The 23,143-nt window shown below is 72.4% G+C and carries 18 protein-coding genes; 17 read left to right on the top strand and 1 reads right to left on the bottom strand.

The window, feature by feature from the left end; genetic code table 11:
• The first annotated feature begins 39 nt into the window (after positions 1 to 39).
• The 8 genes from AB0I73_RS09960 to AB0I73_RS09995 all read left to right on the top strand — a co-directional run bounded on the left by AB0I73_RS09960 (position 40) and on the right by AB0I73_RS09995 (position 9,760).
• Complete coding sequence (locus AB0I73_RS09960) at positions 40 to 894, top strand: hypothetical protein (RefSeq protein WP_363035618.1); 855 nt, start codon at positions 40 to 42, stop codon at positions 892 to 894.
• A 258-nt stretch (positions 895 to 1,152) separates the two neighbouring features.
• Positions 1,153 to 2,334: a uroporphyrinogen-III synthase gene (locus AB0I73_RS09965; protein ID WP_363035786.1), complete on the top strand. Its 1,182-nt coding sequence runs from the start codon at positions 1,153 to 1,155 to the stop codon at positions 2,332 to 2,334.
• Between the two features lie 141 nt (positions 2,335 to 2,475).
• Positions 2,476 to 3,072: an ABATE domain-containing protein gene (locus AB0I73_RS09970; RefSeq protein WP_363035620.1), complete on the top strand. Its 597-nt coding sequence runs from the start codon at positions 2,476 to 2,478 to the stop codon at positions 3,070 to 3,072.
• A 300-nt stretch (positions 3,073 to 3,372) separates the two neighbouring features.
• Entirely contained in the window at positions 3,373 to 3,984 is a 612-nt protein-coding gene (locus AB0I73_RS09975) for a sigma-70 family RNA polymerase sigma factor (RefSeq protein WP_363035622.1), read from the top strand.
• Positions 3,985 to 4,058: 74 nt separating this feature from the next.
• On the top strand, positions 4,059 to 4,823 hold the full coding sequence (locus AB0I73_RS09980; RefSeq protein ID WP_363035624.1) for a zf-HC2 domain-containing protein: 765 nt from the start codon (positions 4,059 to 4,061) through the stop codon (positions 4,821 to 4,823).
• A gap of 59 nt (positions 4,824 to 4,882) precedes the next feature.
• Positions 4,883 to 7,189 (top strand): UvrD-helicase domain-containing protein, encoded by a 2,307-nt coding sequence (locus AB0I73_RS09985; RefSeq protein WP_363035626.1) that lies wholly within the window; start codon positions 4,883 to 4,885, stop codon positions 7,187 to 7,189.
• 419 nt (positions 7,190 to 7,608) lie between these two features.
• Positions 7,609 to 9,027 (top strand): NAD-dependent malic enzyme, encoded by a 1,419-nt coding sequence (locus AB0I73_RS09990; RefSeq protein WP_363035628.1) that lies wholly within the window; start codon positions 7,609 to 7,611, stop codon positions 9,025 to 9,027.
• A gap of 451 nt (positions 9,028 to 9,478) precedes the next feature.
• Positions 9,479 to 9,760, top strand: coding sequence for an HU family DNA-binding protein (locus tag AB0I73_RS09995; RefSeq protein WP_003990598.1), 282 nt, complete (start codon positions 9,479 to 9,481; stop codon positions 9,758 to 9,760).
• 227 nt (positions 9,761 to 9,987) lie between these two features.
• On the opposite strand, the gene murA is transcribed toward AB0I73_RS09995, so the two are convergent.
• The gene (gene murA, locus AB0I73_RS10000; protein ID WP_109378326.1) at positions 9,988 to 11,334 is read right to left on the bottom strand and encodes a UDP-N-acetylglucosamine 1-carboxyvinyltransferase; all 1,347 of its coding nucleotides are present in this window, start codon (positions 11,332 to 11,334) and stop codon (positions 9,988 to 9,990) included.
• A 318-nt stretch (positions 11,335 to 11,652) separates the two neighbouring features.
• Between murA and AB0I73_RS10005 the strand changes: the two genes are divergently transcribed.
• The 9 genes from AB0I73_RS10005 to AB0I73_RS10045 all read left to right on the top strand — a co-directional run bounded on the left by AB0I73_RS10005 (position 11,653) and on the right by AB0I73_RS10045 (position 23,030).
• Complete coding sequence (locus AB0I73_RS10005) at positions 11,653 to 12,225, top strand: YqgE/AlgH family protein (RefSeq protein ID WP_181383489.1); 573 nt, start codon at positions 11,653 to 11,655, stop codon at positions 12,223 to 12,225.
• A gap of 29 nt (positions 12,226 to 12,254) precedes the next feature.
• Positions 12,255 to 12,548, top strand: a complete 294-nt coding sequence (locus tag AB0I73_RS10010) for a DUF3039 domain-containing protein (RefSeq protein WP_363035631.1) — start codon at positions 12,255 to 12,257, stop codon at positions 12,546 to 12,548.
• Between the two features lie 261 nt (positions 12,549 to 12,809).
• Positions 12,810 to 14,102, top strand: a complete 1,293-nt coding sequence (locus tag AB0I73_RS10015) for an extracellular solute-binding protein (protein ID WP_363035633.1) — start codon at positions 12,810 to 12,812, stop codon at positions 14,100 to 14,102.
• 28 nt (positions 14,103 to 14,130) lie between these two features.
• Complete coding sequence (locus tag AB0I73_RS10020) at positions 14,131 to 15,069, top strand: sugar ABC transporter permease (RefSeq protein WP_363035788.1); 939 nt, start codon at positions 14,131 to 14,133, stop codon at positions 15,067 to 15,069.
• 29 nt (positions 15,070 to 15,098) lie between these two features.
• Positions 15,099 to 15,944, top strand: coding sequence for a carbohydrate ABC transporter permease (locus AB0I73_RS10025; RefSeq protein ID WP_363035790.1), 846 nt, complete (start codon positions 15,099 to 15,101; stop codon positions 15,942 to 15,944).
• Position 15,945: 1 nt separating this feature from the next.
• A complete protein-coding gene (locus AB0I73_RS10030; protein WP_363035636.1) occupies positions 15,946 to 17,598 on the top strand; it encodes a beta-N-acetylhexosaminidase in 1,653 nt (550 codons plus the stop codon).
• Positions 17,599 to 17,899: 301 nt separating this feature from the next.
• Positions 17,900 to 18,793 carry an FAD binding domain-containing protein gene (locus AB0I73_RS10035; RefSeq protein ID WP_363035638.1) on the top strand — a complete coding sequence of 298 codons (894 nt, stop codon included), beginning with the start codon at positions 17,900 to 17,902 and terminating at the stop codon, positions 18,791 to 18,793.
• Complete coding sequence (locus tag AB0I73_RS10040) at positions 18,790 to 20,718, top strand: 2Fe-2S iron-sulfur cluster-binding protein (RefSeq protein ID WP_363035640.1); 1,929 nt, start codon at positions 18,790 to 18,792, stop codon at positions 20,716 to 20,718. The genes AB0I73_RS10035 and AB0I73_RS10040 overlap by 4 nt, the downstream gene beginning before the upstream one ends.
• Positions 20,715 to 23,030 (top strand): molybdopterin cofactor-binding domain-containing protein, encoded by a 2,316-nt coding sequence (locus tag AB0I73_RS10045; protein ID WP_363035642.1) that lies wholly within the window; start codon positions 20,715 to 20,717, stop codon positions 23,028 to 23,030. The genes AB0I73_RS10040 and AB0I73_RS10045 overlap by 4 nt, the downstream gene beginning before the upstream one ends.
• Positions 23,031 to 23,143: the final 113 nt, after the last annotated feature.

A 23,143-nucleotide genomic window follows, 5' to 3' on the forward strand; every position in this document is an offset into this window, starting at 1 on the left:
ACTGCCCCGGTTGCGGCCGTGAACAGGGGAGTGGGTGGGATGAGCAAGCGGCAGACGCAGAAGATGCTGCGGTTGATGGCGAGCGGGGAGCCGGTCGAGCTCACCAGCGCGATGGCGTCCGTGAAGAAGCTGGCCCGACTCGCCTTCACAGTCCAGCAGTTCGGGTACGAGTACGCCGACGTACGACAGGGCAGCGGGCGGAACAGCGCGCTGAGGATGCTGATCGTGCCCGATCCCAGCCCGCAGGCCCGGGCGCGGGCCGCGCAGAACTGGGCGCAGTACCCGAACGCGCACGACGGCGTCTCGGTGCCGCCCGTGGTGCCGGACGCGTTCGAACTCCTCAAGGCCCGGATCAACTTCGACCTCACCGGCAAGGGTGCCGAGAAGCGGATGGGCCTCGCGGCGCTCGGTGGCTCCATGGGCTGCGCGGTCCTCGCCTACCGGGCCGACGGGGTGCCGTCCGGCGTGGTGGGAGTGATCTGGCTGGTGCTCATGGCCGCCTTCGGTACCGGCCTCCTCGTCAACCGCAGGCGCAACGCCAAGTTCGCGGCCCGGCTCCAGGCGGCCGGATTCTCCCCGGTGACGGACGAGACGGGCCGGGTGCGTTACCTGCCGCCGGGCGCAGGGACGCCGGGGCACGGCAACCCCTTCGGGGGCGTCCCCCATGCCGGCCCGCACCCCGGCATGCCGGCACCGGCCGCCTACGGTCAGCAGCCCCAGTACGCCTCACCGCCTGCCCAGCCCGCGCCCGGGGCGTACGCGCCGCCCGCCCAGCCCGGCCCGTACGGCACCCCGTACCAGCCCCAGCAGCCGCCCGCCCAGCCTCCGTACCCCCAGCAGCAGGCACCCCAGTACCCGCAGCAGAACCCTTACTGGCAGCCCCCGCGGAACTGACACCCGAAGGATGTGCCCGGCACCTCTCACCCCGGCCCCGCCATGGGAAAGAGCGACGTTTCCTTCCGGTCACCCGCCGCCACAGCCCGGAAACGCTCCCCCCACCTTCGGGATCAGCACCTCGAGGCAACCGTCCGCCGCACCATGGAGAGCACGGGAACCCCGTCCCACAGGGCGGGGAGCACGGCAAAGGCCCGGTCGACAGGAGGTCGAGCCGTGTCTCACACAGCACACCGACCCGAGTGCGGGACGAGGATCATGTACGACGAACAGCAGACCCCGGACCAGCCCTCCGAGCCGGAACCCGACCCCGGGCACGGGCCCCTCGCGGGCTTCACCGTGGGGGTGACCGCCGCACGCCGGGCCGAGGAGCTGGGCGCGTTGCTCCAGCGGCGGGGCGCCGCCGTGCTGCACGCCCCGGCCCTGCGGATCGTGCCGCTCGCCGACGACAGCGAGCTGCTGGCCGCCACCAAGGAGATCATCGAACGGGCCCCGGACATCGCCATCGCCACGACGGCGATCGGCTTCCGCGGCTGGGTCGAGGCCGCAGACGGCTGGGGGCTCGGCGAGGAGCTGCTGGCGAAGCTGCGCGGGGCGCGGATCCTGGCGCGCGGACCGAAGGTGAAGGGCGCGGTCCGGGCGGCCGGGCTGACGGAGGAGTGGTCGCCGTCGTCGGAGTCGATGGCCGAGGTGCTCGACCGGCTCCTGGCGGAGGGCGTCGACGGACTGCGGATCGCCCTCCAGCTGCACGGTGAACCGCTGCCCGGGTTCGTGGAGTCGCTGCGGGCCGGGGGAGCGGAGGTGGTGGGGGTGCCGGTGTACCGGTGGATGCCGCCCGAGGACATCGGTCCCGTCGACCGGCTGCTGGACGCGACCGTCGCCCGGACCCTGGACGCGGTCACCTTCACCAGCGCGCCCGCCGCCGTGTCCCTGCTGTCCCGGGCCGAGCGGCGCGGGATGCTCGACGACGTCCTCGCCGCCCTGGGCCACGACGTCCTGCCCGCCTGCGTCGGCCCGGTCACCGCGCTGCCGCTGCAGGACCGGGGCATCGACACCGTCCAGCCGGAACGCTTCCGGCTCGGCCCGCTCGTCCAGCTGCTCTGCCGGGAACTGCCCGGCCGGGCCCGCTCGTTGCCGGTCGCCGGACACCGGGTGGAGGTCCGCGGGCACGCGGTCGTGGTGGACGGTGAGCTGCGCCCCGTACCGCCCGCGGGGATGTCGCTGCTGCGGGCGCTGGCCCGCCGCCCGGGCCGGGTCGTCGCCCGCGCGGACCTGCTGCGCGCGCTGCGGGGCGCCGACCGCGACGAACACGCGGTGGAGACCGCGATGGCCCGCCTGCGCACCGCCCTCGGCACGTCGAGACTGATCCAGACGGTCGCCGAACGCGGCTACCGCCTCGCCCTGGACCCGCACGCGGAGTCCACGTACGCGGACGACTGAGGCCGACGACCGGGGCCGAGGGGTTCCGGGCGGGGAAGTGGGCAGGCACTGTAGGAGGGAGCGGGTTTCCGGAACGGATTCCGCACCCGCTCCGCACCGGCCCCCACGCGACCGGGGCGAACCCTAGGCGGTGACAGGCACATGGCACTGGGTACGGTCACGGCACTCCACGAGCTGCGGTTCGACACCGGGCGGATCTGTCTGGATCTCCTCGCGACCACGCATCCCGAGGAACGGCTCGGCTCCGTCGAGGTGGTGCGCGCCTGGATCACCGGCTCCGGACTCGTCCCGGCGGGCACCCCGCTGGCCCACGCCGACGGCTCCTGGCCGGCCGCCTTCCGCGAACTGCGCGGGCACCTCGCCCGCCTGGTGCGCGGCCGGCCGGCGCCCGGCACCCCCGCGTACGCCCGCGCGCTCGCCCGCGTCAACGACCTCGCCCGCGCCGCGCCCCCGGCGCCGCGGGCGGTGCCCGGTGACGACGGGGCGCTGGTGCGGCGGCTGGACGCGCCGCCCGGCAGCGCGGCCCTGCTCGCGGTGATCGCCAGGGACGCCGTGGATCTGCTCACCGACCCGCTCGCGCGCGCGAGCCTGCGGCAGTGCGAGGGCGACAACTGCCCGATCGTGTACCTGGACACCTCGCGCGGCCGCCGCAGGCGCTGGTGCTCCAGCGAGATCTGCGGAAACCGCGAACGGGTGGCCCGCCACCGCCGCCGGGCCGCCGCCCTCACCCGCGCCTGACCCGCCCTCACCCGACTCTTTCGCTCCTTCCCCCCAACTACGCTGTCCCGTATGCGGCTTTCATTCTCCGCTCCGTGAAGTGACTTCGCTTACACCCCGTTTGGCCTCCGTGTCGCGCGGGCAGCCCGGCCGATCCGGCGGCTGTGGCGGAAATGTGAAGAAGAGGCGGGGAGAATGTGCTCCCATGTCCCGGTCTTCACCCTGCTCCGCAGAAAACTCTCGTCGCGCGTTGAACACCCAACCCACCCCGTCCGTACCGGTTGTCGAGCGACCGACTGGGGGATCCCCCGGACACCGGAGGTGGGCGTGCGCAAGGATGCGGCCGTGGCCAATGAACGTGGAGCGAGGGCCCGACATCGCATGTCTGCGTCCTCATCGTCCCCATCGTCTTCTTCTTCGTCGAGTGAGCCTGACGAGGAGTTGATGCGCGCGCTGTATCGAGAGCACGCGGGACCCTTGCTCGCCTATGTCCTGCGCCTGGTCGCCGGAGACCGGCAACGCGCCGAGGACGTAGTGCAGGAGACGCTCATCCGTGCCTGGAAGAACGCCGGTCAGCTCAATCGAGCCACCGGTTCGGTACGCCCCTGGCTGGTGACGGTCGCCCGGCGCATCGTCATCGACGGCCACCGCAGCCGGCAGGCCCGGCCGCAGGAGGTCGATCCGTCGCCGCTGGAGGTCATCCCCGCGGAGGACGAGATCGACAAGGCGCTGTGGCTGATGACGCTGTCGGACGCACTCGACGACCTGACCCCGGCTCACCGGGAGGTGCTTGTCGAGACGTACTTCAAGGGACGTACGGTCAATGAGGCGGCTGAGACACTGGGGATACCCAGCGGCACGGTCCGCTCCAGGGTCTTCTACGCCCTGCGTTCGATGAAGCTGGCACTGGAGGAGCGGGGGGTGACGGCGTGATGAGCGGGTACGGGGGAAACCAGGGATTCGGCGCGGGTGGTTCGGGTATGTCTGGTGTCATGCAGGGATCACCGGTGCCGAACGAGCATGAGACCGTCGGTGCCTACGCTCTCGGCATCCTCGACGATGCCGAGGCGACCGCGTTCGAGGCGCACCTCGCGAGCTGCGAGTGGTGCGCCCAGCAGCTCGACGAACTCGCCGGTATGGAGCCGATGCTGGCCGCCCTCGCGGACCTGCCCGGCACCGGCACACCGTCGCTCGGCGAGTCGCTGTCGGCCAAGCCGGCGCCGCGCGTGGTGGAGAAGCTGGTCGACGAGGTCGCCGAGCGCCGCGCCAAGAAGCGCCGCCGCAACTTCTACATGGTGGCCGCCGCCGGTGCCCTGATCGTCAGCGGTCCCTTCGTGGCCGTCGCGGCGAACGGGGGCAACGACGGCGGGGGCGGCGGGAGCAACGGCACCAGCCAGACCCTCTCCGCGAACCCCGCGGAGGACCTCTTCGAGCAGATCCCCGACAAGATCACGGCCACCGACCCGGGCACCAAGGTGTCCGTGACCCTGGCGCTGCAGAAGAAGGACTGGGGCACCGGCGTCGTCACACAGCTGACGAACGTCAAGGGCCCCGAGAAGTGCGTGCTGATCGCCATCGGCAAGAACGGCGAGCGGGAGACCGTCACCACCTGGTCCGTTCCGGAGTGGGGCTACGGCCTGCCGGACGCCAAGACGGACAAGGCCAGGCAGCCGCTCTACGTCCAGGGCGGCGCGTCGCTGGATCTCAACAAGATCGACAAGTTCGAGGTCGTCACCTTCGGCGGCGAGAAGCTGGTCGAGGTCGACGCGTAGCCTCACGGGCCCCCTTCGCGTACGGTTGACGGCTGCCCAGCACGTCAGAAGGGGGCCCGGTGGCCGCTCAGGCACAGCAGGAAACCGCGGTCGATCCGGTTCACGACTCCGTTCGCGACCGGGAGATCAACGTCGAACAGGAACACCTCGACCGGGTGTACCGGCGGCTCGAGGAGAAGATCCACGAGGCCGAGTTCCTCATGCACGACGCCGCCCGGCGCGGCCAGGTCGGCACACCCGGCGCACTCGCCGAGCGGGACGCCCAGGTCTTCCGGGCCGGCGTCCACCTCAACCGGCTGAACAACGAGTTCGAGGACTTCCTCTTCGGCCGGATCGACCTGCTCCAGGGCAAGGACGGCAAGAAGGGACCCGACGGCGCCTACACCGCCGTCGAGCCCGCCGAGGGCGCCGTCCGCCCCGACAACACCGCCGACATCGCCGAGACCCTGCACATCGGCCGCATCGGTGTCCTCGACGAGGAGTACTCCCCGCTGGTCATCGACTGGCGGGCGCCCGCCGCCGCCCCCTTCTACCGGTCCACCCCGGTCGATCCGGGCCGGGTGGTGCGCCGGCGCGTCATCCGCTCCAAGGGCCGCCGGGTCCTCGGCGTCGAGGACGACCTGATGCGCCCCGAGCTGACGGCCTCCCTGGACGGCCACGAGCTGCCCGCGGTCGGCGACGGCGCCCTGATGGCCGCGCTCGGCCAGGCCCGCACCCACAGCATGCGGGACATCGTGGCCTCCATCCAGGCCGAGCAGGACCTGGTGATCCGCGCCCCCGCCGCCTCCGTGACCTACGTCGAGGGCGGCCCCGGCACCGGCAAGACCGCCGTCGCCCTGCACCGCGCGGCCTACCTGCTCTACCAGGACCGGCGCCGGTACGCGGGCGGCATCCTGATCGTCTCGCCCACCCCGCTGCTGGTCGCCTACACCGAGGGCGTGCTGCCCTCCCTCGGCGAGGAGGGCCAGGTCGCCATCCGCGCCATCGGCTCCCTGACCGACGACGCACCCGGCACCGGGGCCACCCTGTACGACGCCCCGGCCGTGGCCCGCGCCAAGGGCTCGTACCGCATGCTCAAGGTGCTCAGGAAGGCCGCGCGCGGCGCGTTGGAGCACGGCGGCACGCCGACCCGGCTGCGGGTCGTCGCCTTCGGCCGGCGGATCGAGCTGGACGCGGACGAGCTGGCGGCCGTCCGCCGCACCGCCCTCGGCGGCACCGCACCGGTGAACCTGCTGCGTCCCCGTGCCCGCAAGCTGCTGCTGGACGCGCTGTGGGAGCGCTCCGGCGCGGCCGGCCGGCACACCGACCCGGAGCTCGCCGCCGAACTGCGCTCCTCCTTCGACGAGGACATCACCACCGAGGACGACTTCCTCTCCTTCTTCGACGCCTGGTGGCCCGAGCTGACCCCGGCCGCCGTACTGGACGCCATGGCGGACGAGCGGCGCCTCGGCCGCTGGGCCCGGCGGGTCCTCAACCCGGGCGAGGTCCGCAGGGTCGCCCGCTCGCTGCGGCGGGACGGCCGCTCGGTGCACGACATCGCACTGCTCGACGAACTCCAGGCCGTCCTCGGCGCCCCCGCCCGGCCCCGGCGCAAGCGCGAGCTCGACCCGCTGGACCAGCTCACCGGCCTCGAGGAGCTGATGCCGGTGCGCGAGGAGTCGCAGCGCGAGCGGGCCGAGCGCCTCGCCCAGGAGCGCACCGAGTACGCCCATGTCATCGTCGACGAGGCCCAGGACCTCACCCCGATGCAGTGGCGCATGGTCGGCCGGCGCGGCCGGCACGCCACCTGGACGATCGTCGGCGACCCCGCCCAGTCCTCCTGGTCCGACCCCGACGAGGCCGCCCAGGCCCGCGACGAGGCCCTCGGCAGCAGGCCCCGCCGCCGCTTCGAGCTCACCGTGAACTACCGCAACCCGGCCGAGATCGCCGGCCTCGCCGCCAAGGTGCTGGCGCTCGCCATGCCCGGTGCCGAGTCGCCGAGGGCGGTGCGCTCCACGGGCGTCGAGCCGCGGTTCGTCGTCGCGGAGGGCGCGCTGGGCGAGACCGTGCGCGTGGAGGCGGCCCGGCTGCTGGAGCGGGTGGACGGCACGGTCGGTGTGGTCGTCGCCATGCAGCGCCGGGAGGAGGCGCGGCGCTGGCTCGACGGGCTGGGGGACCGCGCGGTGGCCCTCGGCAGCCTGGAGGCCAAGGGCCTGGAGTACGACGCGACGATCGTGGTCTCCCCGGCCGAGATCGCCGACGAGTCCCCGGCCGGCCTGCGCGTCCTGTACGTCGCCCTGACCCGGGCGACCCAGCAGCTCACCGTCGTTTCGACGGAACGGGACGAGCCGGACGCCGCCGGAGTGCCGGACCTGCTCCGGGACTGAACCCGGAAAAAGTTCTCGGGGAATGGCCCTGCGGCATCCGTTTGTTAGCCTGGCAAGTGACACCGGCCCGATCCAAGCCCCCGGGCCCAACCTTCGTCGCTACGAGCGACCACTTGCCGCGAGGCGAGCATGGCGGGTCGGTGTCACTGAACGACCGAGAGGCCCACGTCACTTCCGGGTGACGTGGGCCTCTCGCGTCGCTGCTTCCGTGCCGGCTCCGGGGCGGCCCCCGCGCAGCGCCTTACACGCTGCCCCTCGCCTCTCGTATGGTGGAACAGCCTTTCCGAAAGCTGCCGCAGATACCCGCTTTCCGTGCGAACAAAACGTTCGCAATAGGAGGCGACTACCGCGTACTCAGGGGTAGGTGCGACGATCGGACGGCACGAACAGCGACACGGTGAAAGCAGAGGAAGTCGGCCATGGCAACGGCGCCCAGCGTCTCCTACTCGATGACCATCCGGCTGGAGGTGCCGTCGAGCGGGACCTCCGTCTCCCAGCTCACCACCGCAGTGGAGTCCTCCGGTGGCACGGTCACCGGCCTCGACGTCACCGCCTCCGGGCACGAGCGGCTCCGGATCGACGTCACCATCGCGGCCACCTCCACCGGACACGCCGAAGAGATCGTGGAGAAGCTCCGCGGCATCGAGGGCGTCACCCTGGGCAAGGTCTCGGACCGCACGTTCCTGATGCACCTCGGCGGCAAGATCGAGATGGCGTCCAAGCACCCCATCCGCAACCGTGACGACCTCTCCATGGTCTACACGCCGGGTGTGGCCCGCGTCTGCATGGCGATCGCCGAGAACCCCGAGGACGCCCGCCGCCTCACCATCAAGCGCAACTCCGTTGCGGTCGTGACGGACGGCTCCGCCGTGCTCGGCCTGGGCAACATCGGCCCCAAGGCCGCCCTCCCCGTGATGGAGGGCAAGGCCGCCCTGTTCAAGCGGTTCGCCGGCATCGACGCCTGGCCGATCTGCCTCGACACCCAGGACACCGACGCGATCGTCGAGATCGTCAAGGCCATCGCCCCGGGGTTCGCCGGCATCAACCTGGAGGACATCTCCGCACCGCGCTGCTTCGAGATCGAGGCCCGGCTGCGCGAGGCCCTCGACATCCCCGTCTTCCACGACGACCAGCACGGCACCGCGATCGTCGTCCTGGCGGCCCTGACCAACGCGCTGCGGGTCACCGGCAAGGCGATCGAGAACGTCCGGGTCGTCATGTCCGGCGCCGGCGCGGCCGGCACGGCCATCCTGAAGCTGCTGCTCGCGGCCGGTGTGAAGAACGCCGTCGTGGCCGACATCCACGGCGTGGTGCACGCGGGCCGCGCGGACCTGGTGGACGCCCCCGCCGACTCCCCGCTGTGCTGGATAGCCGACCACACCAACCCGGAGAACCTGACGGGCACGCTGAAGGAGGCCGTGCGCGGCGCGGACGTCTTCATCGGCGTCTCCGCCCCGAACGTCCTCGACGGTGCGGACATCGCCGCGATGGCCGAGGGTGCGATCGTCTTCGCGCTCGCGAACCCCGACCCCGAGGTGGACCCGGGCGTCGCCCGCGAGACCGCCGCCGTGGTGGCCACCGGCCGCTCCGACTTCCCGAACCAGATCAACAACGTGCTGGTCTTCCCGGGCGTGTTCCGCGGCCTGCTGGACGCCCAGTCCCGCACCGTCAACACGGAGATGATGCTCGCCGCCGCGCAGGCCCTCGCCGACGTGGTCACCGAGGACGAGCTGAACCCGAACTACATCATCCCGAGCGTGTTCAACGACAGGGTCGCGGGCGCGGTCGCCGACGCCGTGCGGGAGGCGGCGAAGCTGACGCAGAGCTCCGCCTCCTAGGGCCTCCCGGGGCCGGACGGCAGCGCTGTGACCATCACCACGGTAGGTGTGCGACCGGCGCGTCGTGGAACCCTTGGTGTACGGCCGCGCTCTATCGTGGCGGCCGTACACCAAGGGTTCCGCCCCCGGCTCCCGCGCTCTGCTGCCGGAAGCGGACGCAGTGTCACCGACATCAGGCCGTCGCGTTCCCCGTGTGACCCCCATGGGTGACTCCCACGGGTGTTCTCACGGTTCCTGCGGGTGCCGGATTGGCGTTACCGCCGCAGGTAGAGGCAGGATGCTGCACCAGGACAACGTCCAGGGGGCAGCACCTCCAGGGGCGTGCGGGCCCGACACGGACCCGGGTCCGGGCCCTCACCGAGGACCCTGGCAGCATCGGCTTGGCCGTGCCCTACGTGCGGCCCCGCCGCGTGGCACGCCTCAACGGCAAGAAGAACACGGGAGTAACAACATGAACCGCAGTGAGCTGGTGGCCGCGCTGGCCGACCGCGCCGAGGTGACCCGCAAGGACGCCGACGCCGTGCTGGCCGCGTTCGCCGACGTCGTCGGCGACATCGTCTCCAAGGGGGACGAGAAGGTCACCATCCCCGGTTTCCTGACCTTCGAGCGCACCCACCGTGCCGCTCGCACCGCGCGCAACCCGCAGACCGGTGAGCCGATCCAGATCCCGGCCGGCTACAGCGTGAAGGTCTCCGCGGGCTCGAAGCTCAAGGAAGCCGCCAAGGGCAAGTGATCCTGCCGTTCGTACGTCCCGGGACGGCGTACGACGCACAGTGACGTCACAAGGGCGGCCACCCGAACGGGTGGCCGCCCTTGTGACGAGCCCGGATCAAGCCAGCCGAGGGCCTTGCCCGGGAGTTCGACTTCCGCGCCCGGCTCGACCAGCTTCTCCACGCTGTGTCTGCCCGGGGGCGACCCCCGGGCACCCAGCCGGTCGGGGCCGGGGGCCGGGGGAGCGGATCAGCCGAGGGCCTTGCCCGGGAGTTCGACCTTCGCGCCCAGCTCGACCAGCTTCTCCATGAAGTTCTCGTAGCCGCGGTTGATCAGGCCGATGCCGTGGACGCGGGACGTGCCCTGGGCGGCGAGGGCGGCGATGAGGTAGGAGAAGCCGCCGCGCAGGTCGGGGATGACCAGATCGGCGCCCTGGAGCCGGGTCGGGCCGGAGACGACGGCCGAGTGGAGGAAGTTGCGCTGGCCGAAACGGCAGTCGGAGCCGCCCAGGCACTCGCGGTAGAGCTGGATGTGCGCGCCCATCTGGTTGAGCGCCGAGGTGAAGCCGAGCCGGGACTCGTAGACCGTCTCGTGGACGATGGACAGCCCGGTCGCCTGCGTCAGGGCGACCACCAGCGGCTGCTGCCAGTCGGTCTGGAAGCCCGGGTGGACGTCCGTCTCCAGCGCGATGGACTTGAGCTGCCCGCCGGGGTGCCAGAAGCGGATGCCCTTGTCGTCGATCTCGAAGGCACCGCCCACCTTCCGGTAGGTGTTCAGGAACGTCATCATCGAGCGCTGCTGGGCGCCGCGGACGTAGATGTTGCCCTCGGTGGCCAGCGCCGCGGACGCCCAGGAGGCGGCCTCCAGGCGGTCGGGGAGGGCGCGGTGGTTGTAGCCGCCGAGCTTGTCCACACCGGTGACGCGGATGGTCCGGTCGGTGTCCATCGCGATGATCGCGCCCATTTTCTGCAGGACGCAGATCAGGTCCTCGATCTCCGGCTCCACCGCCGCGTTGGACAGCTCGGTGACGCCCTCCGCGAGGACCGCCGTCAGCAGCACCTGCTCCGTCGCGCCGACGGACGGGTACGGCAGCTCGATCTTCGTGCCGCGCAGCCGCTGCGGGGCCTCCAGGTACTGGCCGTCCGCCCGCTTCTCGATGGTCGCGCCGAACTGCCGCAGCACGTCGAAGTGGAAGTCGATCGGCCGGCCGCCGATGTCGCAGCCGCCCAGACCGGGGATGAACGCGTGTCCGAGACGGTGCAGCAGCGGTCCGCAGAACAGGATCGGGATGCGCGACGAACCCGCGTGGGCGTCGATGTCGGCGACGTTGGCGCTCTCCACCCGCGTCGGGTCGAGCACCAGTTCACCGGGCTCGTCGCCCGGACGCACCGTCACACCGTGCAGCTGCAGCAGCCCTCGCACGACCCGGACGTCACGGATGTCCGGGACGTTGCCCAGCCGGCTCGGCTCACTGCCCAGCAGGGCGGCGACCATGGCCTTCGGCACGAGGTTCTTCGCGCCGCGGACCCGGATCTCACCCTCCAGCGGGGTTCCGCCGTGGACAAGCAGTACGTCTTCAGTTCCGTTGACGGTCATGAATCTCGCGTTCCGTGGAGGGGGGCAGGGGCCAGAAAGGCAAGCGTAGTCGCCCTCACCCCGGGCTCTGTCAGCCCGTGTGCGACCCGGCCGCCGTCCCACCGCCCCACAACACGAGCAGTCCCCCGGCGGCCACTCGGGGTCACCGTCGTCCTGTGCGCCGGGGGTGCTCCCGTACGCCCGCCGGACCCCGGCCCCCGGCCGCCGGCCGCTCGGAACACGGCTCCACCAGGCGGCTCCGCCGCCGCGCGGCCCGGTTCACCCGCATACCCCCGATTGCCTCCCCACGGAAAGGGAAGATGCGGGATCATGTCTGGCATGACCGAGGTGTCCTCGCTCACAGGGCGGCTGCTCGTGGCCACTCCCGCCCTGGCGGACCCGAACTTCGACCGTGCGGTGGTGCTCCTCCTCGACCACGACGAGGAGGGATCCCTGGGTGTCGTCCTCAACCGCCCGACCCCGGTGGACGTGGCGGACATCCTGGAGGGCTGGGGGGACCTGGCCGGCGAACCGGGGGTCGTCTTCCAGGGCGGCCCGGTGTCGCTGGACTCGGCCCTCGGCGTCGCCGTCGTCCCCGGCGGGGCCGGGAACCGGGCCGCACCGCTGGGCTGGCGCCAGGTGCACGGCGCGATCGGGCTGGTCGACCTGGAGGCGCCGCCCGAGCTGCTCGCCTCCGCCCTCGGCTCGCTGCGCATCTTCGCCGGATACGCGGGCTGGGGCCCCGGCCAGCTGGAGGAAGAGCTGGCGGACGGCGCCTGGTACGTCGTCGAGTCGGAGCCCGGCGACGTCTCGTCCCCGGTGCCCGAGCGGCTCTGGCGCGAGGTGCTGCGCCGCCAGAGGGGTGAGCTGGCGATGGTTGCCACGTATCCGGACGACCCTTCGCTCAACTGATGCGCGTGAGCTTCAGTACCCTTTGCCTTATGAGCACTCTTGAGCCCGAGCGCGGGACTGGTACGGGGACCCTCGTAGAGCCGACGCCGCAGACCTCCCACGGCGACGGCGACCACGAGCGCTACGCCCACTACGTCCAGAAGGACAAGATCATGGCGAGCGCACTCGACGGCACGCCCGTCGTGGCGCTGTGCGGCAAGGTGTGGGTGCCTGGCCGGGATCCGAAGAAGTACCCCGTCTGCCCCATGTGCAAGGAGATCTACGAGTCCATGAGCGGCGGCGACGACGACAAGGGCGGGAAGGGCGGCAAGGGCGGCAAGTAGCCACCGCCCTCCCGCGGAGTCGTCCGGACCGCTCAGCCGTCCGGACGGCGAGCCGGTCGGATCGTCCAGGGCCCCCGGGCGCGTTTTGTGCGCCCCGGGGGCCTTTGTACCGCCCGCGCGTTGCGCGGAGTGCGTCTGCCGGTCACAGAGTGGTCGAGACCTCTTGTGGGCCGGTTCACCCAGTCCCTAACCTCCGTTGTTGTTGTGCACGGCGAAACCTTCATTGCGTATGGTGCAACACCTCATCGGAGGAAGCAGTCCATGAAGCTGTCCGTCCGCCTGGTCGCACTCGCGGCCGTCCTCGCCACCGCCGCCTGCGCGCCCCAGACTTCCTCGGGCTCCTCCTCGGCCAAGGACGAGAAGACCGGGACCTTACGGGTCTGGCTCTTCCAGGAAGTCAACAACGCGCCCAAGGAAGAGGTCGTCGAGTCCGTCGTCGCCGGGTTCGAGAAGGCGCACGACGGCACCGAGGTCACCGTCGAGTACATCCCGGTCGAGACCCGCGCCCAGCGCATCAAGGCCGCCTTCAACGACCCGAAGTCCGCGCCCGATCTCGTCGAGTACGGCAACACGGACACCGCCGGATATGTGAAGGACGGCGGACTCGCCGACGTCACCGAGGAGTTCGGCGCCTGGGACGAGGCGAAGGACACCGATCCGACCGCCCGGCAGTCGGTCACCGTCGACGGCAGGGTCTACGGGGCGCCGTACTTCGTCGGCGTCCGCGCGCTCTACTACCGCACCGACGTCTTTGCGGAACTCGGCCTCGAAGCGCCCACGTCGCAGGCCGAGTTGATCTCCACGGCCCGGGAGATCCGCGCCGCGAAGCCGGAGTTGTACGGCATCGCCGTCGGCGGTGCCTACACCTACGGCGCGATGCCCTTCATCTGGGCCCACGGCGGCGAACTCGCCACCGGCAAGGGAGGCTCGTACGCCTCCGCGATCGACACCCCCGCCGCCCGCAAGGGCATCGAGGCGTACACCTCCCTCTTCGGCGACGACAACTGCCCGGCCGCCAAGTGCGCCGGCATGGGCGGCAACGACACGGTGACCGCCTTCGCCGCGGGCAAGGCCGCCATGGCGATCGGCGGCGACTTCAGCCACGCGGCCGTCGAGGCCGGCGAGGTGAAGGGCAGGTACGCGGTGGTGCCGCTGCCGGGAGTGCGGCCCGGGTCCATCGCCCCCGCTTTCGCGGGCGGGAACAACCTGGGCGTCCTGAAGTCGACTTCGCACCGCACCCTCGCCGTCGACCTGATGCGGCGGCTCGCCTCGAAGAAGGCGCAGGGCGAACTGTTCGACGCGATGGGCTTCCTGCCGACCTTCTCCGACGTGCGGCAGCGGGCGGCCGCCGAGGAACCGTTCCTGAAGCCGTTCGTCGAGACCCTCGCCGCCGACACCAAGTTCGTGCCGGCCTCACCGGCCTGGGCGCAGATCGACTCCTCGCTGGTACTGCCGACGATGTTCCAGGAGGTCGTCAGCGGCAAGAAGGACGTGGGGGCCGCGTCGGAGAGCGCCGCGAAGAAGATGAACGAGGCGTTCGGCTCGGTGGGCTGAACCAGTGGCCGTACAGGACACGGTGGCCGTGCGGAAGCGCCCCGCGCTCCTCACGGCTCCCGCCCCCCACACGTCACGAGGTCCCCGGCGCCGCAGGGGCGGCCTCACTCCCTGGCTCTACCTCGCACCCGCCCTCGCCGTCCTCGGGGGACTGCTCGCCTATCCGGTCTGTCAACTCGGCCTGATCTCGCTCTTCCACTACACCCAGGCACAGGTCAGCGGCGGCGAACCGACCACCTTCCAGGGGTTCGGCAACTACACCGAGCTCTTCGCCGACGACCAGTTCTGGCAGGTGCTGCTGGCCACCCTGCTGTTCGCGGCGGCCTGCGTGGTGTCCACCCTGGCCGTCGGCTGCGCGCTCGCCGTGCTCCTCACCCGGGTGCGCGCCGTGCCCCGGCTCGCCCTGATGCTGGCCGCGCTCGGCGCCTGGGCGACCCCGGCCGTCACCGGTTCCACGGTGTGGCTGTTCCTCTTCGACGCCGACTTCGGCCCGGTGAACCGGGTGCTGGGCCTCGGCGACCACTCGTGGACGTACGGGCGGTACAGCGCCTTCTTCCTCGTCCTGCTCGAAGTGGTCTGGTGCTCCTTCCCGTTCGTGATGGTCACCGTCTACGCCGGCATCCGCGCCGTACCCGCCGAGGTGCTGGAGGCCGCCGCCCTGGACGGCGCCTCACAGTGGCGCGTCTGGCGCTCGGTGCTCGCCCCGGTGCTCCGGCCGATCCTGGTGGTCGTCACCATCCAGTCGGTGATCTGGGACTTCAAGGTCTTCACCCAGATCTACGTCATGACGGGCGGCGGCGGCATCGCCGGCCAGAACCTGGTCCTGAACGTCTACGCCTACCAGAAGGCGTTCGCGTCCTCGCAGTACGGCCTCGGCGCCGCGATCGGCGTGGTGATGCTGCTGATCCTGCTCGCGGTCACGCTGGTGTACCTGCGGCTGCTGCGCCGCCAGGGGGAGGAACTGTGAGTCTCGTGGGCCGGGACGGGGCACGCCGGGTGAATCTTGTGCGCCGGTTCGTACGGCGTCCGTGGCGGCTCGCGGCCGAGGCGACGGCGCTGCTCGTCGCGGCGGTGGTGGCCTTCCCGCTCTACTGGATGGTGCTGGGCGCCTTCAAACCGGCCGGCGAGATCGAGTCGGACCGGCCCCGGCCGTGGACCCTGACACCCACCCTGGACTCCTTCCGACGGGTCTTCGGGCAGCAGGAATTCGGCCGGTACTTCGTCAACAGCGTGGTCGTCGCGGTCGCCGTGGTGATCGCCTCGGCGCTGATCGCCTTTCTCGCGGCGACCGCCGTGACGCGATTCAGGTTCCGTATGCGGACCACCCTGCTGATCATGTTTCTGGTGGCCCAGATGGTGCCCGTGGAGGCGCTGACGATTCCGCTCTTCTTCCTCATGCGGGACTTCGGTCGGTTGAACACGCTGTGGTCGCTGATCCTGCCGCACATCGCGTTTTCGCTGCCGTTCGCGATCTGGATGCTGCGGGGGTTCGTGAAAGCCGTTCCCGAGGCGCTGGAAGAGGCCGCGTACATCGACGGCGCGAGCCGCGCGCGGTTCCTGTGGCAGATCCTTTTCCCGCTCGTTCTGCCGGGGTTGGTGGCCACGAGTGTGTTCTCCTTCATCTCCACCTGGAACGACTTCCTGTTCGCCAAGTCCTTCATCATCAGCGACATCTCGCAGTCGACGCTGCCGATGGCCCTGCTGGTCTTCTACAAGCCGGACGACCCGGACTGGGGCGGCGTGATGGCGGCGTCCACCGTGATGACGATCCCGGTGCTGGTCTTCTTCGTACTCGTACAGCGGCGCCTGGTCTCCGGACTGGGCGGTGCGGTGAAGGACTGATGTGACCGAACTGATTCCAGCGCCCCGCAGCGTCGTCGCCGGTTCCGGCGAGGTGCGGCTGACGGCGCGCTCCCGTCTTCAGTCCGGTCCCGGGACGGAGGGGGTCGGCCGATGGCTGCGCGCCGTCCTCTGGCAGGCGACCGGCTTGCCGCTGCGCGAGGAGCGGGAGCTCGACGATGCGGACGGCGACGGTGTCGGGCTCCGGCTCGACCCCGGGCTCGGCCCCGAGGAGCACCGCCTCGTCAGCGACCGGACGGGTGTCCTGATCGAGGGCGGCAGCGCGGCCGGTGTCTTCCGGGGCGCCCAGACGCTGCGGCAGCTCCTCGGCCCCGACGCGTACCGCAGGGCCCCGCTCGGCCGCGACCGGGTGTGGGCGGTGCCGCACGTGACGATCGAGGACTCCCCCCGCTTCCGCTGGCGCGGACTCATGCTCGACGTCGCCCGGCACTTCATGCCCAAGGAAGGCGTGCTGCGCTATCTCGATCTGATGGCGGCGCACAAACTCAACGTCCTCCACTTCCACCTGACCGATGATCAGGGATGGCGCGTCGAGATCAAGCGGTATCCGAAGCTGACCGAGGTCGGTTCCTGGCGGGCCCGTACGAAAGTCGGGCACCGCGCGTCACCGCTGTGGGACGACACGCCGCACGGTGGCCACTACACGCAGGACGACATCCGCGAGATCGTCGCCTACGCCGCCGAGCGGCATATCAGCGTCGTACCGGAAATCGACGTACCCGGGCACTCGCAGGCCGCCATCGCCGCGTATCCGGAACTCGGCAACACCGATGTCATCGACACCGCCTCCCTGACCGTCTGGGACACCTGGGGGATCAATCCGAACGTACTCGCCCCCACCGACAACACCCTGCGCTTCTACGAAGGGGTGCTCGAGGAAGTCCTGGAACTGTTCCCCGCGGACGCCGGCCCTTGCACCCCCTTTTCGGGGTTCGTGCACCTCGGCGGCGACGAATGCCCCAAGGACCAGTGGCGTGCGTCGGCCGTCGCGCAGCAGCGGATCAGGGATCTCGGTCTGGCCGACGAGGACGCTCTCCAGTCCTGGTTCATCGGGCACTTCGCCACCTGGCTCGCCGCGCGGGGGCGTCGGCTGATCGGCTGGGACGAGATCCTGGAGGGGGGGCTCGCCCCGGGCGCCGCCGTGTCGTCCTGGCGCGGCTACGCCGGCGGGGTCGTCGCCGCCCGCGCGGGGCACGACGTGGTCATGTGCCCCGAGCAGCACGTCTACCTGGACCACCGGCAGGACGCGGGCCCCGACGAGCCGGTGCCGATCGGGTACGTGCGCACCCTGGAGGACGTCTACCGGTTCGAACCCGTACCGCCGGAACTGACGGCCGAGGAGGCCGGGCGGGTCCTGGGCGCCCAGGCCAACGCGTGGTCCGAGGTGATGGAGAACCAGGACCGGGTGGACTACCAGGTCTTTCCCCGGCTGGCCGCCTTCGCCGAGGTCGCCTGGAGCGCGCTGCCGGCCCCCGCGGAACGGGACTTCGCCGATTTCGAACGGCGGATGACCGCCCACCGCCGGCGTCTCGACGCCCTCGGCGTCGCCCACCGCCCGCCCACCGGACCGCTCCCCTGGCAGCGGCGCCCCGGAGTGCTGGGCCGCCCCCTCGACGGTCCGCCCCCGCACCGGTAGCGCGTGCCCCCGACACCGCCGGTGCGGGGGTGAGCGATCCGGCCATGCCATGAAGTCCACCCAACTCCGAACAGGTCGTGAAAAAAGGGCACAAGGGGCGCTGAAGAATGTCATTCGACTGCACCGGCGATGTCCCGCCAAATCGGGTCGTGCCCGGTGAAGTGGGCGAATGCCTCCTAGTGGACCCCTGTCTTCGACGCCCGCGAAGATGTGCCAGAGTTGCCACGTCCGCCCTGTCAGGTCGTACCGTACGGCTGCGACAGGTGGGACCAGGTGGGGCCGCGGGAAGGGGCAGCCGGTTTTGAGCACGCACGCACCGCAGGCGGCGCAGGCCGTGACGCTGCCCACGACGCTGGACGAGGCGGTGGCGGCGCTCACCGCCGTGCCCGCCGCCGTGCCCGTCGCGGGCGGCACCGACCTGATGGCCGCCGTCAACTCCGGGCAGCTCAGGCCCGCGGCGCTGGTCGGCCTCGGCAAGATCAGCGAGATCCGCGGCTGGCAGTACCAGGACGGCCACGCGCTGCTCGGCGCGGGCCTCACCCACGCCCGTATGGGCCGCCCCGACTTCGCCGCCCTCATTCCGGCGCTCGCCGCCTCCGCGCGTGCCGCCGGACCGCCGCACATCCGCAACGCGGGCACCCTGGGCGGCAACATCGCCTCCGCCGCCCCCACCGGTGACTCGCTGCCCGTGCTGGCCGCGCTGGAGGCGACGCTGATCATCGCGGGCCCGGGCGGAGCCCGCCGGGAGATCCCGGTGTCACACCTGCTGGCCGGGATGGACATGCTGCGCGCCGGTGAACTCATCGGCTACGTGCGCGTGCCGCTGCTGCACGCCCCGCAGGTGTTCCTCAAGGCCACCGGCCGCACCGGCCCCGGCCGCGCGATGGCGTCCGTCGCCCTGGTGCTCGACCCCGCCCGGCGCGGCGTCCGCTGCGCGGTGGGCGCCATAGCGCCGATGGCGCTGCGGCCCCTGGACGCCGAGCAGTGGGTCGCCCAGCTCATCGACTGGGACAACAACCGCGCGATCGTGCCGGAGGCGCTGAACGCGTTCGGGGAGTACGTCGCCGCGGCCTGCATCCCCGACCCGGTCCCCGAGGAGGACGGCTCCGTCCCGCCGTTGCCCCCCGCGGTACTGCATCTGCGGCGCACCGTCGCCGCGCTGGCCCGACGAGCACTGGGGAGGGCGCTGTCGTGACCGACGACCAGCACGGAGAGGGCACGCCCCAGGGCGGCGGAAGCCGCTGGGACCCGTTGCCCCAGGGGGACTACGACGACGGCGCCACGGCCTTCGTGAACCTCCCCGAGGGGGGCATCGACGCCCTGCTGGACTCGATGGAGAGCCCGCTCGCCGCGCCCGGCCACGGCTATGTGCCGCCGCCGATCACCGTCACCCCCGCCACCTCGGGCACCGACCCGGCGGCCGCCGGCGGCTGGGCGGTGCCGGGCGCCGCCGTGCCGGGCGCGCCCGCCGACGGCACCCAGTGGCACGCCCCGTACGACCCGCAGTCCCCGTACGACCCGCAGGCCGACCAGTCCGGGCAGGCCGACCAGTCAAGGCAGGGCGGTCCCGGGGCGGGGGCCGCGCAGGGGCACAGCGGGCAGGACCGGTTCACGTACGACCCCGGGGCCTCCGGGCAGTGGGCCTTCGAGGAGCCGCCCGCCGCCGGGAACCCGGCGCCGGGTTCCGACGTGACCGGCCAGTGGTCGATCCCCGTGGCCGAGGGCGATCTCCCGGACGAGTCCGGCGAGTTCACCACCTCCGCCCTGGCCGAGCAGTGGGGCGCCACCCCACCGGTCACCCCGCCCGCCACCCTTCCGGGCGGCGCCCCCGCGCCCTGGGCCACGCAGTCCATCGGACAGCCGTGGGGACCCGGCGTGCCGGGCGTGGACCCGAGCCACCCCGAGACCGGGTCCGAGCCCGGTTCCGGCCGGGAGCAGGACGGCCCGGAACCCGACTGGCGAGCGGAGCACGGCCAGGGCGCGCCCGCGCCGGGGCAGTCCGCCTCCGCGGCGCCGTCACCCGCCGGGCCCCGGTCGACCGGCCTGCCGCAGCCGACCGTCGCCGAGCCCCACTGGCGGGCCGAGCCGGAGGCTTACCCGGAGGCGGCCGGGACGCCGTCCGCCCCGGAGCTCCGCGAGCACCCGCAACCGGGCACGGAGGGCGCCGTACGGCCCGCTCCCGGGCCCGGAGAACCCGCCGGGGCACCCGAGGACGTCCGGAGCCCCGAAGACCCTCACGGAGCCCGGGAAGCCCCGGAACGCCCCGCCGGTGACGACACGTCCGCTCCGCCCGCCGCCCCCGCGCCGCCCACCGTCCCCGAGGCCGCACCGGACAGCGGGAACACCGCGGAGGACCCGGCCGGTCCGGGCGTCCCGGAGGCGTCGGAGCCCCCTGTGCCCCCCGCGCCGGACGGCTCGTCAGCCGGACCCGAACCGCTCCCCGGCGCCGCGCACGACGACCACCCCCTCGCCACCTACGTGCTGAGTGTCAACGGCACCGACCGGCCCGTCACCGACGCCTGGATCGGCGAGTCGCTGCTCTACGTGCTGCGTGAGCGCCTCGGGCTCGCCGGTGCCAAGGACGGCTGCTCGCAGGGCGAGTGCGGGGCCTGCAACGTGCAGGTCGACGGACGGCTCGTGGCGTCCTGCCTGGTCCCGGCCGTCACCACGGCCGGCAGTGAGGTCCGTACCGTCGAGGGCCTCGCCCAGGACGGGCAGCCGTCGGACGTGCAGCGGGCACTCGCGCGGTGCGGCGCGGTGCAGTGCGGCTTCTGCGTGCCGGGCATGGCGATGACCGTGCACGACCTGCTGGAGGGCAACCCGGCGCCCAGCCGGCTGGAGACCCGCCAGGCGCTGTGCGGCAACCTGTGCCGCTGCTCCGGCTACCGGGGCGTGGTGGAGGCGGTCCAGGAGGTCGTCGCCGAACGCGAGGCGCACGCCGAGTACACCGAGCACGCCGAGCACACCGAATCCGACCCGGACCCGGACCCGGGCACGGACCCGGGCGAGCCCCGCATCCCGCACCAGGCCGGACCGGGCGCCGGCGGCGTCAACCCCGCCGCGTTCCCGCCCCCCGGACCGCACGACCGGCCCCACGGCCAGGACGGAGGCCAGGCGTGAGCAACGAAGCCGCCACCGTGCAGGCCGCACGGGCCGCGGAGGACGCCCCCCGTGCGGAACCGGTCCCGCACGGACTGGGCACCTCCCTGCCGGCCGCGGACACCCGCGCGAAGACCGAGGGCACCTTCCCGTACGCCGCCGACCTGTGGGCCGAGGGCCTGTTGTGGGCGGCCGTGTTGCGCTCGCCCCACCCGCACGCGCGCATCGTGTCCATCGACACCACCCACGCGCGCGAGATGCCCGGGGTGCGCGCCGTCGTCACCCACGAGGACGTCCCGGGCGACCCGCTGTACGGCCGTGGCCGCGCCGACCGCCCGGTCTTCGCCTCCGACGTCGTACGCCACCACGGCGAGGCCATCGCCGCCGTGGCCGCCGACCACCCGGACACCGCGCGGCTGGCCGCCGCCGCCGTCATCGTCGAGTACGAGGTGCTCGACCCGGTGATCGACCCGGAACAGGCCTTCGAGGCCGAGCCGTTGCACCCCGCCGGCAACCTGATCCGGCACATCCCGCTGCGCCACGGCGACCCGGACGCGGTCGGTGACCTCGTCGTCGAGGGCCTGTACCGCATCGGCCGCCAGGACCCCGCCCCCATCGGCGCCGAGGCCGGACTCGCCGTACCCCGCCCCGACGGGGGCGTCGAGCTGTACCTGGCCTCCACCGACCCGCACGGCGACCGGGACACCGCCGCTGCCGCGTTCGGCCTGGAACCCGACCGCGTCAAGGTCGTCGTCACCGGTGTGCCCGGCGCCGTCGCCGACCGCGAGGACCAGAGCTTCCAGCTGCCGCTCGGCCTGCTGGCGCTGAGGACCGGCTGCCCGGTCAAACTCACCGCCACGCGCGAGGAGTCCTTCCTCGGCCACGCCCACCGGCACCCCACCCTGCTGCGCTACCGCCACCACGCCGACGCCGAGGGCAAACTGGTGAAGGTCGAGGCGCAGATCCTGCTCGACGCGGGCGCCTACGCCGACACGTCCTCGGAGGCCCTGGCCGCCGCCGTCGCCTTCGCCTGCGGCCCCTACGTCGTCCCGAACGCCTTCATCGAGGGCTGGGCGGTCCGCACCAACAACCCGCCCTCCGGCCATGTGCGCGGCGAGGGCGCCCTGCAGGTGTGCGCCGCCCACGAGGCGCAGATGGACAAGCTGGCCAAGAAACTCGGCCTCGACCCGGCCGAGTTGCGCCTGCGCAACGTCATGGCGACCGGCGACGTGCTGCCCACCGGCCAGACCGTGACCTGCCCCGCCCCGGTCGCCGAACTCCTCGAAGCGGTGAAGGACTTCCCGCTGCCGCCGCTGCCCAAGGACACCCCCGCGGAGGAGTGGCTGCTGCCCGGCGGCCTCGAGGGCGCCGGGGAGCCGGGCGCGGTGCGCCGCGGTGTGGGCTACGGCCTCGGCATGGTGCACATGCTCGGCGGCGAGGGTGCGGACGAGGTGTCCACGGCCACCGTGAAGGTCCAGGACGGCGTGGCGACGGTGCTGTGCGCGGCCGTCGAGACCGGACAGGGCTTCACCACACTGGCCCGGCAGATCGTCCAGGAGGTCCTCGGCGTCGACGAGGTGCGGGTGGCTCCCGTGGACACCGACCAGCCCCCGGCGGGCGCGGGCTGCCGCGGCCGGCACACCTGGGTGTCGGGCGGTGCGGTGGAGCGCGCGGCGAAGATGGTCCGCACCCAGCTCCTCCAGCCCCTGGCCCACAAGTTCGGCATGTCCGCCGAGCTGCTCCAGATCACCGACGGCAGGATCACCTCGTACGACGGGGTGCTGTCGACGACCGTCGCGGAGGCCCTGGAGGGCAAGGAACTGTGGGCCACCGCCCAGTGCCGTCCGCACCCCACGGAACCCCTGGACGACTCCGGCCAGGGGGACGCCTTCGTCGGGATGTCCTTCTGCGCGATCCGCGCGGTGGTCGACGTCGACATCGAGATCGGCTCGGTACGGGTCGTGGAGCTGGCCGTCGCCCAGGACGTGGGCCGGGTGCTGAACCCGGCTCAGCTGGCCGCCCGGATCGAGGCGGGGGTGACCCAGGGCCTGGGCGCCGCGCTCACCGAGAACCTGCGCACGCCCCGCGGCCTGATCCGCCACCCCGACCTCACCGGCTACGCCCTCCCGACCGCCCTGGACGCACCCGACATCCGGATCGTGAAGCTCTTGGAGGAGCGGGACGTGGTCGCGCCCTTCGGCGCGAAGGCGGTCAGCGCGGTGCCGGTGGTCACCTCCCCGGCGGCCATCGCCTCCGCCGTCCGGGCCGCCACCGGCCGCCCGGTCAACCGCCTGCCGATCCGCCCCCAGGCCGCGGTGGTGACCGGCGGCTGACGGCGGCCGCCGACGACGGCCGGCACGGGCGGCCGGAGAACGTTTCAGGTTGATGCGCGCGCGAAGGCAACGCGCGGGGGTGTTCGCGCGTCTTGTGTGGTGGGGGCGTCCAT

Origin of the sequence: Streptomyces sp. NPDC050388, assembly GCF_040655635.1 — a bacterium.
In the GTDB taxonomy this organism is placed as follows: Bacteria; Actinomycetota; Actinomycetes; order Streptomycetales; family Streptomycetaceae; genus Streptomyces.